12 protein-coding genes are annotated in these 13,111 nt (G+C 72.6%); 7 read left to right on the top strand and 5 right to left on the bottom strand.

Annotated features, from left to right (window positions below):
- Positions 1 to 737: 737 nt before the first annotated feature.
- Entirely contained in the window at positions 738 to 1,268 is a 531-nt protein-coding gene (locus J7E86_RS05210; protein ID WP_215080235.1) for an RNA polymerase sigma factor, read from the top strand.
- A complete protein-coding gene (locus J7E86_RS05205) occupies positions 1,268 to 2,665 on the top strand; it encodes a sugar transferase (RefSeq protein WP_215080233.1) in 1,398 nt (465 codons plus the stop codon). Before J7E86_RS05210 ends, J7E86_RS05205 begins: the two co-directional genes overlap by 1 nt.
- Positions 2,666 to 2,738: 73 nt before the next feature.
- Here the strand turns inward: J7E86_RS05205 and J7E86_RS05200 are convergent, their stop codons facing one another.
- Positions 2,739 to 2,945 carry a hypothetical protein gene (locus J7E86_RS05200; RefSeq protein WP_215080231.1) on the bottom strand — a complete coding sequence of 69 codons (207 nt, stop codon included), beginning with the start codon at positions 2,943 to 2,945 and terminating at the stop codon, positions 2,739 to 2,741.
- A gap of 252 nt (positions 2,946 to 3,197) precedes the next feature.
- Between J7E86_RS05200 and J7E86_RS05195 the strand changes: the two genes are divergently transcribed.
- Genes J7E86_RS05195 through J7E86_RS05180 form a run of 4 tightly spaced genes read left to right on the top strand, consistent with a single transcriptional unit; the run spans position 3,198 to position 6,797 of the window.
- Positions 3,198 to 4,052: an ABC transporter ATP-binding protein gene (locus tag J7E86_RS05195; RefSeq protein ID WP_215080229.1), complete on the top strand. Its 855-nt coding sequence runs from the start codon at positions 3,198 to 3,200 to the stop codon at positions 4,050 to 4,052.
- Positions 4,049 to 4,912 carry an ABC transporter permease gene (locus tag J7E86_RS05190; RefSeq protein WP_215080227.1) on the top strand — a complete coding sequence of 288 codons (864 nt, stop codon included), beginning with the start codon at positions 4,049 to 4,051 and terminating at the stop codon, positions 4,910 to 4,912. Before J7E86_RS05195 ends, J7E86_RS05190 begins: the two co-directional genes overlap by 4 nt.
- Positions 4,870 to 6,168, top strand: coding sequence for a sensor histidine kinase (locus tag J7E86_RS05185; protein WP_308312474.1), 1,299 nt, complete (start codon positions 4,870 to 4,872; stop codon positions 6,166 to 6,168). The genes J7E86_RS05190 and J7E86_RS05185 overlap by 43 nt, the downstream gene beginning before the upstream one ends.
- Positions 6,165 to 6,797 (top strand): response regulator transcription factor, encoded by a 633-nt coding sequence (locus J7E86_RS05180; RefSeq protein ID WP_215080225.1) that lies wholly within the window; start codon positions 6,165 to 6,167, stop codon positions 6,795 to 6,797. Before J7E86_RS05185 ends, J7E86_RS05180 begins: the two co-directional genes overlap by 4 nt.
- Before the next feature lie 251 nt (positions 6,798 to 7,048).
- On the opposite strand, the gene J7E86_RS05175 is transcribed toward J7E86_RS05180, so the two are convergent.
- The 4 genes from J7E86_RS05175 to J7E86_RS05160 all read right to left on the bottom strand — a co-directional run bounded on the left by J7E86_RS05175 (position 7,049) and on the right by J7E86_RS05160 (position 10,032).
- Positions 7,049 to 7,849, bottom strand: coding sequence for a LuxR C-terminal-related transcriptional regulator (locus J7E86_RS05175; protein ID WP_215080223.1), 801 nt, complete (start codon positions 7,847 to 7,849; stop codon positions 7,049 to 7,051).
- Between the two features lie 100 nt (positions 7,850 to 7,949).
- Positions 7,950 to 8,606 (bottom strand): 4'-phosphopantetheinyl transferase superfamily protein, encoded by a 657-nt coding sequence (locus J7E86_RS05170; RefSeq protein ID WP_215080221.1) that lies wholly within the window; start codon positions 8,604 to 8,606, stop codon positions 7,950 to 7,952.
- The gene (locus J7E86_RS05165; RefSeq protein ID WP_215080219.1) at positions 8,603 to 9,460 is read right to left on the bottom strand and encodes a metallophosphoesterase; all 858 of its coding nucleotides are present in this window, start codon (positions 9,458 to 9,460) and stop codon (positions 8,603 to 8,605) included. Before J7E86_RS05165 ends, J7E86_RS05170 begins: the two co-directional genes overlap by 4 nt.
- A gap of 104 nt (positions 9,461 to 9,564) precedes the next feature.
- Positions 9,565 to 10,032 (bottom strand): Rrf2 family transcriptional regulator, encoded by a 468-nt coding sequence (locus J7E86_RS05160; RefSeq protein WP_215080217.1) that lies wholly within the window; start codon positions 10,030 to 10,032, stop codon positions 9,565 to 9,567.
- A 188-nt stretch (positions 10,033 to 10,220) separates the two neighbouring features.
- On the opposite strand from J7E86_RS05160, the gene J7E86_RS05155 reads away from it, so the two are divergent.
- Positions 10,221 to 13,111 (top strand): FAD/NAD(P)-binding protein (locus tag J7E86_RS05155; RefSeq protein ID WP_215080215.1); only part of this gene is annotated, 2,891 nt, incomplete at its 3' end.

Here is a 13,111-nt window from a genome sequence, read left to right as displayed (position 1 = left end):
AGGACGAGGTCTGGAGCCGCCGGAGCACCTGCTCCGGCGGGGCGCCCTGGTCTCAATTCCGGTCTCGATTGGCAGGCTGGTCCACCATCGTCCACCGTCATCCGTTCTCGTCCGCCACCCTCTCTCACCTGCGGTTGGTGAGGGGACGCGGACGGCCGTGGACGCCCCCGGACCAAGATCGGACAACTCGTAATGCGTAGGTCTCGGGTTCGAATCCCGAAGGCGGCTCCGAAGGACGAAGGCCCAGCTCACTCTGTGAGCTGGGCCTTCGTCGTGTGCGGTGGTGCCTTCGGGCCGTGTCCTCGCGGGGGGCCGGCGTGCTCGTGGGGGTTCGACAAAAAAGTTGGCGGGACACTGCACGTTCCGGGGGCTTCGCGGCACTCATGGGTGAAGGCGACGGACACCGGCTCGTCGGAGCGCTCACGGGGGGCGTTCCGGGGGGATGGCAGGGTCGGTCGTCTGTTCGTGTTCGGTTGCCGTTCCGAAAAGGGAAGGCCATGTGCGGGTCTCGCTGTCAGCCGCCTGTGCGGGCCCGGACGGGGGTCGTTGCGATGGGGCGAAGTTCGAACGTATTGACGGGTCGGGGGGATCCGGTTGATCAATTCTTCATGGCCGGCGGGGCCGGATATAGATTTATGCGATGGGCTGGATATAGTTCCGGCTCGCATCACACGTTGACCCTTCCTCGTGTCACTCCCCTGCATCAGCAGCGAGTGCCGATTGAGGAGGGATATCTCGTGCAGCACCGCAGGGGCCCCGACGGGAATGAATTCGACAGGTTCTTCCGGTCGGACTACCGGAAGTTGATCGGCTTTCTCCGGTTCATCGGCGCCACGAAGGAGGAGGCGGAGGACTCCGCGTCCGCCGCGATGATCTACGCGCTGGAATGCTGGGCCGAGATCACCCACCCCTTCGCGTGGGTGCGCAAGGCGGCCGAGCGACACTTTCTGCGGTCGACGGCCCGTGATCTGGACGCACCGAAGCGGGCGCTCAAGGGCGGCTGGGCGGTGGGCGCGGGGCTCCCCGGTCATGAGGTGCCGTCGCGTGCGGACGAGGAAGCCGTTCTCGCGCTGATGAGGAATCTCGGATACAAACAGCGCCAGGTCATCGCTTATACCTACGACGGTTTCAATCCTTCCGAAATCGCCGAGATCACCGGTGATCTTCCGGCGACGGTGAGGTCCAATTTGCGATCGGCGAGAGCCAAGCTAACCAGCATTCTGCAGGAGAGTCGCGCAACAGCTGACACGCATGGTGAGGAGGAGTAATGAGCACCTACGGCGACGAAGGCGTTGATGAAGGCTTCGATGAAAGTGTCGGAAAACCCATCGATGGAAATATCCGGGATCTGCTGACCCCTCTCAACAGGTATGCCTTGGTCAGCGATCCGGTCAAGGGGGAGGCCGACCGGCGGCTGAAGGAGTTCAAGGACGCCTTCGACGCCGGGCTCGCGGCGGAGATCTCCGACGGGGCGGTGGAGCGCAAGCTTCTGGAGATCAAGATCGAGGCCGCCCGCCGGGCCGTGGTCCGCGACCACAAGTCGGGCAGTGCCGGCCTCCAGGAGTTCCTGAGCCTGACCGGCTGCGTGGGGGGTGCGGCGGCGCGTGGGGGCCGCCCGGCGCCGCTGCCGGAGGCGGCCCGGAAGGGCAGCCTCCGGCGGTGGTGGTGCTACCTGGGGCTGGGGCTGCTGCTGGTCGGGATGGCGGCCCTGGCCGTGGTGGCCCTGCCCGGCAACGGCGTCCCGAGATGGGGCCAGGCGGTGATCCACTCCGCCGGTCTCGGTGTGATCGTCTCGACCACCTTGTTCACCGTGATCCAGCTGCGTGACCTCCGCGAGCACCGGCCCGACAGCCTGCACCCGGAGGCCCTGTCCCAGCTCCGGGAGGAGGCGGCGCCCAGGAGCGGGCCCCCGGTGCCGAGGAGCCCGAAGACGCCGATGAGGAGGAGCAAGCGCGCCCTGGACCTCGCCGTCGGCGCCACGCTGCTGTGGTCGGCGCTGCCCATGCTGGCGATCGTGTCGTTGTGGATCCGGTTCACCTCGCGCGGCCCGGTCCTCGTGCGGCACCCACGCGTGGGCGCGGGCGGCAGGGTCTTCCAGCTGTACGACTTCCGGACCCGGGACCGGTCGGGGCAGCTGACCCGGCTGGGCACCTTCCTCCAGGAGCTCGGCCTCGAGACCCTGCCGCGGCTGTGGAATCTCTTCCGCGGCGACGTCACCCTGCTGGGACCACCCGCCGAACACCCGGCGATGGCCGCCTCGTACCCGAAGCAGTGCCGCTGGGTCTTCTCCTACCGGCCGGGAATCGCCGGGCCCCTGTGGGACGGCTATGTCCGTCCGGACGCCGACCTGTTGCCGGGATCCGACGCGTGGCGGCACTACCTGGACGTGGTCGTACCGCAGCGCGTCATGGTCGACCGGGCCTTCTACGATTCCCTGTCCGCCTGGGGAACGGCCTGCCTGATCTTCAGAATGCTGTTCAGTTCGAATGCGTTCACCACATATCGCGCGCCGGAGCAGGAATCGGAGCATGGCCCGGAACAGGGACCGGAGAGCGGTACGGCAGGCATTCCGGCCGTACCCGAACTCGCCCCGGACACTTCGCCGCTTCCCCGCTGGGAAGCTCCGGAGGCGCGCTGCCTGGTCAATATCACCGTCTGGCAGTGAGGACGTGCTCGTGAAAAGCCGGCCCGGGGCCGGTCGCCGCCGCACAGCGGCCACCGGCCCCGGATCTCCCGGCTCAGCGGGCGAGAAGGAACACCGCCAGCAGCATCACCACGACGAGCAGCCCGAGGCCGCCGGCGACACAGGTGACCAGCACCGAGCCGGTCGTCACATAGGCGCCGCTGACGCCCGCGGTGACGGAACCGAAAGTAGCTCCGACCGATGTGGGGGTGAGTTTCCAGCGCGGGGAATTGCCTTTCGTACCACGACCGTTCACTGCCATGGACAGCCTTTCTTCGACCTGCACCCAGGATTCGGACAGAAGGTTCATACAGAGGCCGCGGTGACGGGCCCTGGCCGGCCCCACCGCTTGTTTCCCTTTTCGCAAGGTGAGTGACGCGAACCCGCGGATCCGTGCGACCCCCGGCCGGCCACGGCCCGCCGGGGCGGACGCCCTCCGTGTCCACCGGATGGTGGACACAGGTCTGTCCCCTCGGTCGTACCGCCGCGCTCCCCGGGCCGACAGGCTGGGGATATGGCAGAAACAGCAGTACGGGTCCGCGGATTGCGGAAGACCTACGGTGACCACGTCGCCGTCGACGGTCTGGACCTCGACATCCGGCGGGGCGAGATCTTCGGCATCCTCGGGCCGAACGGTGCGGGCAAGAGCACCACCGTGGAGATCCTGGAGGGTCACCGCAAGCGCGACGCCGGCGAGGTGGACGTGCTCGGCGAGGACCCGGGCCGCCCCTCGCGGCGCTGGAAGTCGCGGATCGGCATCGTCTGGCAGAACGAGGTCGTCGCCGGCGAGCTGACGGTCGCCGAGACCGTACGGCACTTCGCCCGGTACTTCCCCAACCCGCGCGACCCCGAGGAGATCATCGATCTCGTCGGCCTCACCGAGAAGGCCAACGCCCGGGTGGGCGGCCTCTCCGGCGGCCAGCGGCGCCGCGTCGACGTCGCCGTCGGCGTCATCGGCCGCCCCGAGTTGCTGTTCCTGGACGAGCCGACCACCGGCTTCGACCCGGCGGCCCGGCGGCAGTTCTGGGACCTGATCCGTTCGCTCGCCGACGGCGGCACGTCCATCGTGCTCACCTCGCACTACCTGGACGAGGTCGAGGCGCTCGCCGACCGGCTGGCCGTCGTCGTCAAGGGCAAGGTCGTCACGGAAGGCGACCCGGTCACCCTCGGCGGCCGTGCCACCGCCCAGGCCACCGTCTCCTGGCTGGGCGCCGACGGGCCCATGGAGCACCGCACCGACTCGCCGACCGCGGTCGTCACCGAGCTCGCGGCGTACTTCAAGGGCGAGATCCCCGAGCTGACGGTCAGCCGGCCCTCCCTCGAAGACATCTACCTCGGCCTCATCAAGGAACAGGAGACAGCGGCATGACCCAGACTCTCGCGGGCGGTCCCGCCGCACCCGGCCTGCACCCGGCCGGCGGGGCCGGCAAGCTCCCCGGCGCCTTCCGTCTCGGCCTGCTCCGCGGCGGCCTGGAGATCAAGGGTTTCTGCCGCAACCCGGGCGCCGTGGTCTTCACCTTCGCCCTGCCGATCATGATGATGACGATGTTCGCGTCGATCTTCCACGACAAGGTCGAGGGCGCCGGGGTCACCGTCTCCCAGCTGTACGTGGCCGCGATGCTCGGCGCCGGTCTGATGTCGACCAGCTTCCAGGCCATCGCCATCGGCATCGCCACCGAGCGCGACGAGGGCAACCTGCGCCGCCTGGCGGCCATGCCCATCCCGCGCAGCTCGTTCTTCTTCGGCAAGCTGTGGCTGGTCCTGGCGACCGGCGTCTCCGAGACGCTGCTGCTGCTCGTGTTCGGCATCTCCTTCTTCGGCCTGGAGCTGCCGAGCGACCCGGCCAAGTGGTTCACCTTCGCCTGGGTGCTGCTGCTCGGCCTGATCGCCTGCTCGCTGCTGGGCATCGCGATGAGCAGCGTGCCGCGCGACGCCAAGAGCGCGACGCCGATCGTGACCCTGCCCTTCCTCGTCATCCAGTTCATCTCCGGCGTCTACATCCCGATCAACTCGATGTCCGGCTGGATGCAGCACGTGGGCGCCTTCTTCCCGCTGAAGTGGATGTGCCAGGGTTTCCGTGCGGTCTTCCTGCCCGACCAGGCGAAGATGCTGGAGCAGGCCGGAGACTGGGAGCTCGGCCGGGTCGCCCTCGTCCTGGGCGCTTGGTGCATCGGAGGATTGATTCTGTGCCTGACGACATTCCGCTGGAAGGGCCGGCGCGACGGATGACCGTGCCCTCCGCGGCCCCACAGCCGAGCGCCCGTGCCACCCATGCGTGGCAGCGGAACGCTCGGCTGTGGGATTTCCACTTCGGTGTGGCGCTGGTGGTGGCGGAGCTGTTCGTCGCCTTCTCGCACGGGCCCGGCCTGTGGGTCTGGCTGATGAACGGCTGGCTGCTGCTGTCCGTACCGCTGTACGTGGCCGTCGGGCGGCCCGCGCTCCACGGCGACCCGGAGAACTCCCGGCGGGCCGTCGCCTTCTGCGCCGGCATGGCCGTGCTCTACACCCCGGCGGCGATCCTCGCGCAGGAGGCGTCCGTCGCCATGGTCGCCCTGGCGCCGCTGTCGTACATGCTGCTCGACCGGCTCCGGGCGATGGCCTTCCTGCTGGTCTACAACATCGCCCCGCTGGTCGGCTGGACGGTCCTGATGTGGGACGACCCCGGCCACCTGCTGCGCACGGTGCTGATCGCCGTCGTCGTCGCCGGTTCCTCGATGGCCATCGGCGGCTGGGTGGAGAGCATCGTCGTGCAGAGCACCGAGCGCGCCGAGCTGATCCGCCGGCTCGACGAGAGCCGCGACGAACTGACCCGCCTCTCGGTCGCGCACGGCGCCCTGCTGGAGCGCGAGCGGCTCGCCCGGGAGATCCACGACACCCTCGCGCAGGGCTTCACCAGCCTCGTCATGCTCTGCCAGGCGCTGGAGGGCGAGCTGGAGCGCAACCCCGAGCAGGCCCGCCGCTACGTCGACCTGATGCAGCGCACCGCCCGCGAGAACCTCGCCGAGTCCCGCTCCCTCGTCGCCTCGCTCACCCCCGCCCAGCTCGACGACAGCTCGCTGGACGAGGCCGTACGACGCCTCGGCGACCGGCTCGCGGAGGAGCTCGGCATCGAGGTGGACGTCCACGTCTCCGGCACCCCCCGCGAGCTGCCGCCCGCCGTCGAGGTGGTGGCCCTGCGCGCCTCCCAGGAGGCACTGTCCAACATCCGCAAGCACGCGCACGCCACCCGCGTCGAGCTCTCCCTGGCCCACACGCCCCAGGGTCTGGAGCTGACCGTACGGGACAACGGCCGCGGCTTCGTCCCCACCAGCCCCGGCAAGGGCTACGGCCTGCCCGGCATGCGCGCCCGCGTCTCGGAGATCGGCGGCACCACGGAGCTGACCAGCGCGCCCGGCGAGGGTACCCGGCTGACCGTACGGCTGACCGCGGCGTCCTGCCCCGACGCGCCCGCCCTTCCCGCACCGCTCCAGGAGACCAACCGATGATCCGGATCCTGCTCGTCGACGACCACCCCGTGGTACGGGAGGGCCTGCGCGGCATGCTCGACGTCCAGCCCGACCTGGACGTCGTCGGCGGCGCTTCGTCCGGGCCCGAGGGCGTCGCCCTCTGCGCCCGGCTGAAGCCCGACATCGTGCTGATGGACCTGCGGATGCCCGGCGGCGACGGCGTGGAGGCCACCCGCCAGATCCTCGCCGCCCACCCGGCAACCCGCGTCGTGGTCCTGACCACGTACGAGACCGACCGCGACATCCTGCGGGCCGTCGAGGCCGGTGCCGCGGGCTATCTCCTCAAGGACGCCTCCAGCGGCGACCTCGCCGACTCCATACGGGCGGCCGCGCGCGGCGAGACCGTGCTCGCCCCCACGGTGGCGGCCGCGCTGGTCTCCCGGCTGCGCGGCGGCGAGCCGGACCGGCCGCAGCTCTCGCAGCGGGAGCTGGAGGTGCTGCGGCTGGTGGCCGAGGGCTGCACCAACTCCGAGATCGGCCGCCGCCTGTTCATCGGCGAGAGCACGGTCAAGACCCACCTGCTGCGGACCTTCGGCAAGCTCGGCGTCTCCGACCGCACGGCGGCCGTCACCCGCGCGATGCAGTTCCGGCTGCTGTCGACGGACTGACGGGGGCCGTGTCCGGCGGATCGTGTGAGCGGGTGGCGTCGTGCGCACCTCCGCTGCGCGGTGGTGTCCTCAATCGCCGGACGGGCTTGATTTCGGCTGAGCTCAGCCACAATCAGCCCGTCCGGCGCTTGAGGACGCGCCCGCAGGGCGCCCGCCGCCGCAGGCGGCAAGGCCGGCCTGCGGTCGAAGACCCGCGCCCGCCGCCGCAGGCGGCAAAGGCGGCCGGCGGCCGAAGACCCACCGGACACCGCCTACGCCTCCGCGCCCACTGGCCACCTCTCGGCCGTCACCTGCTGCGGAAAGCTGTAATCGCCGTCCTTCAGGCGCAGGGGCAGATCCGTCCGCCGGGTCACGTCCAGCTTCCGGTACACCCGCGTCAGGTGTTGCTCCACCGTGCTGACCGTGATGTACAGCCTGCTGCCGATCTCCCGGTTGGTGTGCCCCATCGCGGCCAGCGCGGCGACGCGGCGCTCGGCGTCGCTGAGCGCCTCGGCGCTGTCGGCCTCGTCCGCCTCCGCGCTGTCGGCGCCGTCGGCCATGTCCTGGCCCGCCAGCAACTGCCGGCACAGCTCCTCCGCGCCGCAGTCCGTGGCCACCTGAAGCGCCCGGCGGCCCATCATCCGGGCCCGGTTGAACTCGCCGAGACTGTGGTGCGCCCGGCTGAGGCCGGCCAGCGCGCGGACGAGCTCCACCCGGTCGCCGGACGCCTGGAGCAGGTCGACGGCCTCGCGCAGGAGCAGCGGCCGCTGCTTGAGGTCGCGGGCCGCGGCGAGGACGCGCAGCGCGATGCCGCGCGTACGGGCACCGGCCGCGCCCGGCAGCGCCAGCTCCTCGCCGATCAGTTCGCGGGCGGCCTCGCGCTGGTGCAGCGCCAGCTGGACCCGTGCCGTGTCGCTGCGCCAGGGCGCCAGCGCGGGCAGGTCCAGGGACCACTCCCGCATCAGCTCTCCGCACCGCCGGAAGTCGGCGAGCGCGGCCTGGAGCCGGTTGGTGGCGAGGTGGTGGTGGCCCCGCGCGTGCAGGTACTTCAGTCCGAACCGGGTCTCGAACATCGCGTCCGGTACGACGTGCCGCAGCAGCCGGGGGCCCGGGGGGCTCGCCCCCGGTTACGGGAAGGGGCGGGGCTGGGGAAAAAAAAACCCCGCCCCCCCGTCACAGCACGATCGCCGTCACGACCAGCCCCCGCCCCGCCGCCCACCGCCCCGAGAACTCCCCGACCCGCCGCCCGGCGACGACCGGCCCCGGCACCAACAACCGAGCCGTAAACGTCCCCGACTCCGGCTCCACACCCAACTCCGCCTCGGAAAAGTCCAGCTCAGCCCCCGTCAGCGGATACCACGCCTTGAAAACACTCTCCTTCGCACTGAACAGCAGCCGATCCCAGTGCACATCGGGCCGCCGCGCCGCGAAGGCCCGTACCCAGGAACGCTCACCCGGCAGGGACACCGCCGACAGCACCCCCTCCGGCAACGGCCCGTTCGGCTCGGCGTCTATCCCGAGGGAGACCGCGTCCGCGGACCGCGCGACCACCGCCGCCCGGTAGCCGTCGCAGTGCGTCATGCTGCCCACGACACCCGCGGGCCACTGCGGCGCACCGCGCCGGTTCGGCAGCAGCGGCGTGGGGGGCAGGCCCAACCGCCCCAGCGCCTTGCGGGCGCACAGCCGTACGGTCGTGAACTCGTTCTGCCGCTTGGGCACCGCCCGTGCGACGACCGCCGCCTCCTCGGGGAAGAGGGCGCCGGCCGTCGGCGGTGGGTCGGCGAAGGTCTCCTCGGCGACGGTCCCGGCCGGCAGTATCGTCTCGATCACCGGCCCGCCCCGGGCGTCTCGCCGGCGGGCACGGGCAGGATCTGGCGCAGGTGGCGGCGCGGCGGCCGGGGCCGCCACTCGCGCGGATAGCCGACCGACACCTCCTCGAACCGCACCCCGTCGTGCCAGGTGACGCGCGGGATGTGCAGGTGACCGTAGACCGCGGCGGCGGCCCGGAAGCGGACGTGCCAGTCGGCGGTCAGCTCGGTGCCGCACCACTGCGCGAAGTCGGGATAGCGCAGGATCCGGGTGGGCTCGCGCACCAGCGGGAAGTGGTTGACCAGGACCGTCCGGTGCGCCGGATCGACCGCGGCCAGGCGGCGTTCGGTGAGTTCGACCCGGGCGCGGCACCACGCGTCGCGCGAGGGGTAGGGGTCCGGGTGCAGGAAGTGCTCGTCGGTGCAGACCACGCCCGCCTCGTAGGCCCGGCGCAGCGACTCCTCCTTGGTGTCGGCGCCGGGGACGCGGAAGGAGTAGTCGTAGAGCACGAACAGCGGGGCCACGGCGACCGGTCCGTCCTCGTCCTGCCAGACGGGATACGGGTCCTCGGGGGTGGCGATGCCCAGGCTCCGGCACAGTTCGACCAGGTGCAGATAGCGCTTCTCGCCGCGCAGGTCGACCGGATCCTGCGGGTGCGTCCACAGCTCGTGGTTGCCCGGTGCCCAGATCACCTTGGTGAAGCGCTCGCTCAGCAGGCGCAGCGCCCAGGCGATGTCCGCGTACTGCTCGGCCACGTCACCGGCGACGATCAGCCAGTCGTCGTCGGATTCCGGCCGCAGCGTCTCGACGATGGCGCGGTTGTCCTCGTAGACGACATGCAGATCGCTGACCGCCAGCAGTTTTCCCCTGGACACGTGACGTCCTCCCCAGTCTTCCGAACCTACATACGATCACAGGTCCGGAGAAACCCCCGGCAACCCCTGGAATGTTCCCCCGGGTTCCAGGAGGGGACGCGGCGTCAGGAGTACGTGCGGACGTCGCGCCGGTACTGCTCGGCGAGTTCGGTGATGGCGGCGGGCAGTGAACCGGCGGCGAGGTCGGCCAGGGTGACCTGTTCCAGGACGTTGCGGAGGCTGCTGCGCGCGGCCATCCACAGCTCGCGCAGCGGCTCGGCGGGGCCGGCGTACTCGATGCCGGACAGCCGGGTGTCGCGGACGTTGATCAGCGGCCCGTCGATCGCGCGGTAGACGTCGGCGAGGGTGATCTCCGTCGCCGGGCGGGCCAGGACGAAGCCGCCCTCGGGGCCGCGGGTGCTGTGCAGCAGCCGGGCGCGCTTGAGCTCGGAGAGCACGCCCTGGAGGAACTTGAGCGGGATGTCCTGCTCGGACGCCAGGCGGACCGCCTTGACCGGGGAGCCGTCCGCGCCGTCGCGGGCGAGCTGCGCCATGGCGCGCAACGCGTAGTCGGACTTGGCCGAAATCCTCACGCGGGGTCCTCTCCGGCCGGTTCCGGCACGAACTAGGGGGCGGCTAAGGGTATATCCGGGGATCCCTGGCGCGCGGCGGCGAGAGAGTCTTGGATGGACCGAGACAACTATGTCCATCGAAAAAGTAGACATCGTGCTGCGCTGGGGGTTCTCGCTCTATGGCTGGGGTACATCCATTCTGCACCGTCGTGGTGGTCGGGGCCGGCGCCGCCGGGACGATGACCGCCGCCCGACTGCTCGACGCGGCGGCCGCCGCACGCCTCCCCCTGGAGGTGGTGCTGATCGACCCGGCCGCGGAGAACGGGCGGGGTGCCGCGTACTCCACCACCGACGCCCGGCACCTGCTGAACGTCCCCGCCGAGCGCATGAGCGCGGATCCCGACCGCCCCGAGGACTTCCTCGGCTGGCTCCGGGACCGCGAACCGGCCGCTGCCAAGGGCACGTTCGCGCCGCGCGCGCTCTACGGCGCCTACCTCGCCGACCACCTGCGGCACAGCGCGGCGCGGGCCGGCGACACCCGGCTGCGCCGGCTGCGCGACCGCGTCGTCCACGCCGCCGCGCGCGCGGACGGCGGCGTGACGCTGCGCCTGGCCTCCGGCGGTGAGCTGGCCGCCGAGGCGGTCGTGCTGGCCACGGGCAACCACGCGCCCGGCACGGACTGGGCGCCCGAGGGCCTGCGCGAGTCGGCGGGGTTCGTCGCCGACCCGTGGGAGCCGGGCGCGCTCGCGCGCGTACCGGAGGGCGCGGACGTCCTCCTCGTCGGTACGGGCCTGACGATGGCCGACGTGGCCGTGACCCTCGACCGGCCGGACCGCACGGTCCACGCGGTCTCCCGGCACGGCTTGCTGCCGCAGACCCACGCCACGGCGCCGCCCGCGAACTCGCCCGGCCCGGCGCCCGGCCCTGCAGCGCCCGGCCCTGGCCAGGGCGGTCGCGGCGAGGAGGGTCCGGGCGAGGACGGACCGGGTCAGGACGGCCCCGGCGGGGCCCGCGGCTTGCTGCCGCAGACCCGCGCCACGGCGCCGCACGCGAACTCGCCCGGCCCCGGCCAGGACGGCCCCGACCAGGACGGTCCGGGCCAGGACGGTCCGGGCCAGGACGGCCTCGGCGGGCCGCACGGCCCGGCCGCGGGCCCGATGTTGGCCCCGGCTGGTGCCTCACAGCCGACCGGTGCGGCTCATGCCGGTCCGGACCGGGTTCCCGGCCCGACCGCGAGCACCACCGCGCCGGCACCCGGCCGCGGCCAGGACTCCCCCAGCGGGCCCCACGGCCCGGCCGCGAGGCCGATGCCGGCCCCGGCGCGCACCTCACAGCCGGCCGGTGCGGCTCATCCCGGCCCGCCCGCGAGCACCACCGCCCCGGCGCACGCCCCCGGCCAGGGCGACGGCGGCGCGGGCCGATCCCACAGCCGCACCGCGCCTGCCCCCGTCCCCGCGCCTGCCCCCGTCCCCGCCCCGCCCCTCACCGGCACCGAGGACCTCGCCGCCCTCCGCGCCGCCGTCCTGCGTCACGTGGCCCGCACGCGGCGCACCCACGGCGACTGGCGGCCCGCGCTCGACAGCCTTCGCCCGCTCACCACCACGCTGTGGCAGCGGCTCACCGCCCCGGACCGCGCCCGCTTCCTGAGCGAGGACCTGCGCCTGTGGGAGGTGCACCGGCACCGCATGCCCGCCGCCACCGCCGCCCGGATCGCCGCCGCGCGGGAGAGCGGCCGGCTGGCGGTACGGGCCGCCGAGGTGACGGCCGCCAAGCCCGACGGGGACCTCCTGCGCGTCGAGTTCGCCGACGGCGAGGCGGTCACCGTCGGAGCGGTCGTCAACTGCACCGGCCCCCAGGGCGACGCCCGCCGCGCCGGCGACCCCCTGCCGGCCGCCCTGCTCGACGGCGGCCTGGCCCGCCCCGGCCCGCACGGCCTCGGGCTGAGCACCGGCCCCGACGGACGCCTGAACGGCGGACACCCGCAGGCGCGGCTGTGGACGCTGGGCGCGCCCCGCCGCGGCGAGCTGTGGGAGACCACCGCCGTACCCGAGATCCGCGCCCAGGCCGCCCAAGTGGCCGCCGCGGTCGTCGACGCCCTCGGCGCGGCCCCGGTCGCCCGCCGCCGTACGCCCACCGACCGCTACGGACTGCGGCTCACCACCACGCTGGACGCGGCCGCCGCGTACAACCGGGCGCTCGACAGCGTCCTGCGGGTGACGTGCGGCGCCGAGGAGAGCCTGAAGGAGGCCGTCGCCGCCGACCCCGGCTTCGCCGTCGGCCACGCCGCCCTCGCCCTCCTCGGCCACGAATGGGGCGCCGACGTGGACATACCCGGCGCCCTGGCGGCCGCCCGCGACGCGGTGCGCCGGGGCTGCGACGCGCGGGAGCGCAGCTTCGTCGCGGCCGCCGCGAGCGCCGTGGGCGGCGGCTCCTCCGCCCTGCTGCGCCACATCGACGACCACCCGCGCGACGCCTTCGCCGTGAGCCTGGCCGTACCGACCATCGCCTTCGGCGGCGTGACGTGCGGCGAACAGAGCTGGGACCTCGTGGAGCGGCTCGCCCCCGCCTACGGGGACGACTGGTGGTACCAGGGCCAGCTCGCCTTCGTCCGCCAGGAACAGGAGCGCTGGGACGAGGCCGAGGAGCTGACCGTCCGAGCCCTGGCCGCCGAGCCGGGCTCCGGCCACGCCGTCCACGCGCGGACCCACATCTTCTACGAGACCGGCCGGCACACCGAGGGCCTGGCCTGGATCGACCGCTGGATCGACGCGGAGGGCCCGCGCGCCAACAACCGGGCCCACTTCAGCTGGCACGCGGCCCTGCACGAACTGATGACGGGCGACACCGACGCCGTACGCGCCCGCTACCTCGCCCAGCTCGCGCCGCCCATGGTCACCGGCGCCCGCGCGCTGGTGGACTCCGGTGCGCTGCTCTGGCGTTGCCGGGTGACCGGCACCTGGGACGGCCCGCTGCCGGCCGAGGCGGTCCTCGCCGGGGCCCCGGAGGGCTGGCGGGCGGAGCCGCCGACCGCGTTCGTGGCCCTGCACGCCGCCGTGACCCTCGCGGCGGCGGGTGACGGCGCCGCGCTGCTGCGCCTGCG

It is taken from the genome of Streptomyces sp. ISL-11 (assembly GCF_018614525.1).
In the GTDB taxonomy this organism is placed as follows: Bacteria; Actinomycetota; Actinomycetes; order Streptomycetales; family Streptomycetaceae; genus Streptomyces.
The sequence above is the reverse complement of the archived record's forward strand: the minus strand, read 5'-3'. Positions and strand labels throughout refer to the sequence as shown.

Excerpts from the sequence above, each read along its gene's own strand:
- J7E86_RS05205 (WP_215080233.1), top strand. The coding sequence starts at position 1,268 with ATGAGCACCTACGGCGACGAAGGCGTTGATGAAGGCTTCGATGAAAGT.
- J7E86_RS05190 (WP_215080227.1), top strand. The coding sequence starts at position 4,049 with ATGACCCAGACTCTCGCGGGCGGTCCCGCCGCACCCGGCCTGCACCCG.
- J7E86_RS05195 (WP_215080229.1), top strand. The coding sequence starts at position 3,198 with ATGGCAGAAACAGCAGTACGGGTCCGCGGATTGCGGAAGACCTACGGT.
- J7E86_RS05200 (WP_215080231.1), bottom strand. The coding sequence starts at position 2,945 with ATGGCAGTGAACGGTCGTGGTACGAAAGGCAATTCCCCGCGCTGGAAA.
- J7E86_RS05175 (WP_215080223.1), bottom strand. The coding sequence starts at position 7,849 with ATGTTCGAGACCCGGTTCGGACTGAAGTACCTGCACGCGCGGGGCCAC.
- J7E86_RS05180 (WP_215080225.1), top strand. The coding sequence starts at position 6,165 with ATGATCCGGATCCTGCTCGTCGACGACCACCCCGTGGTACGGGAGGGC.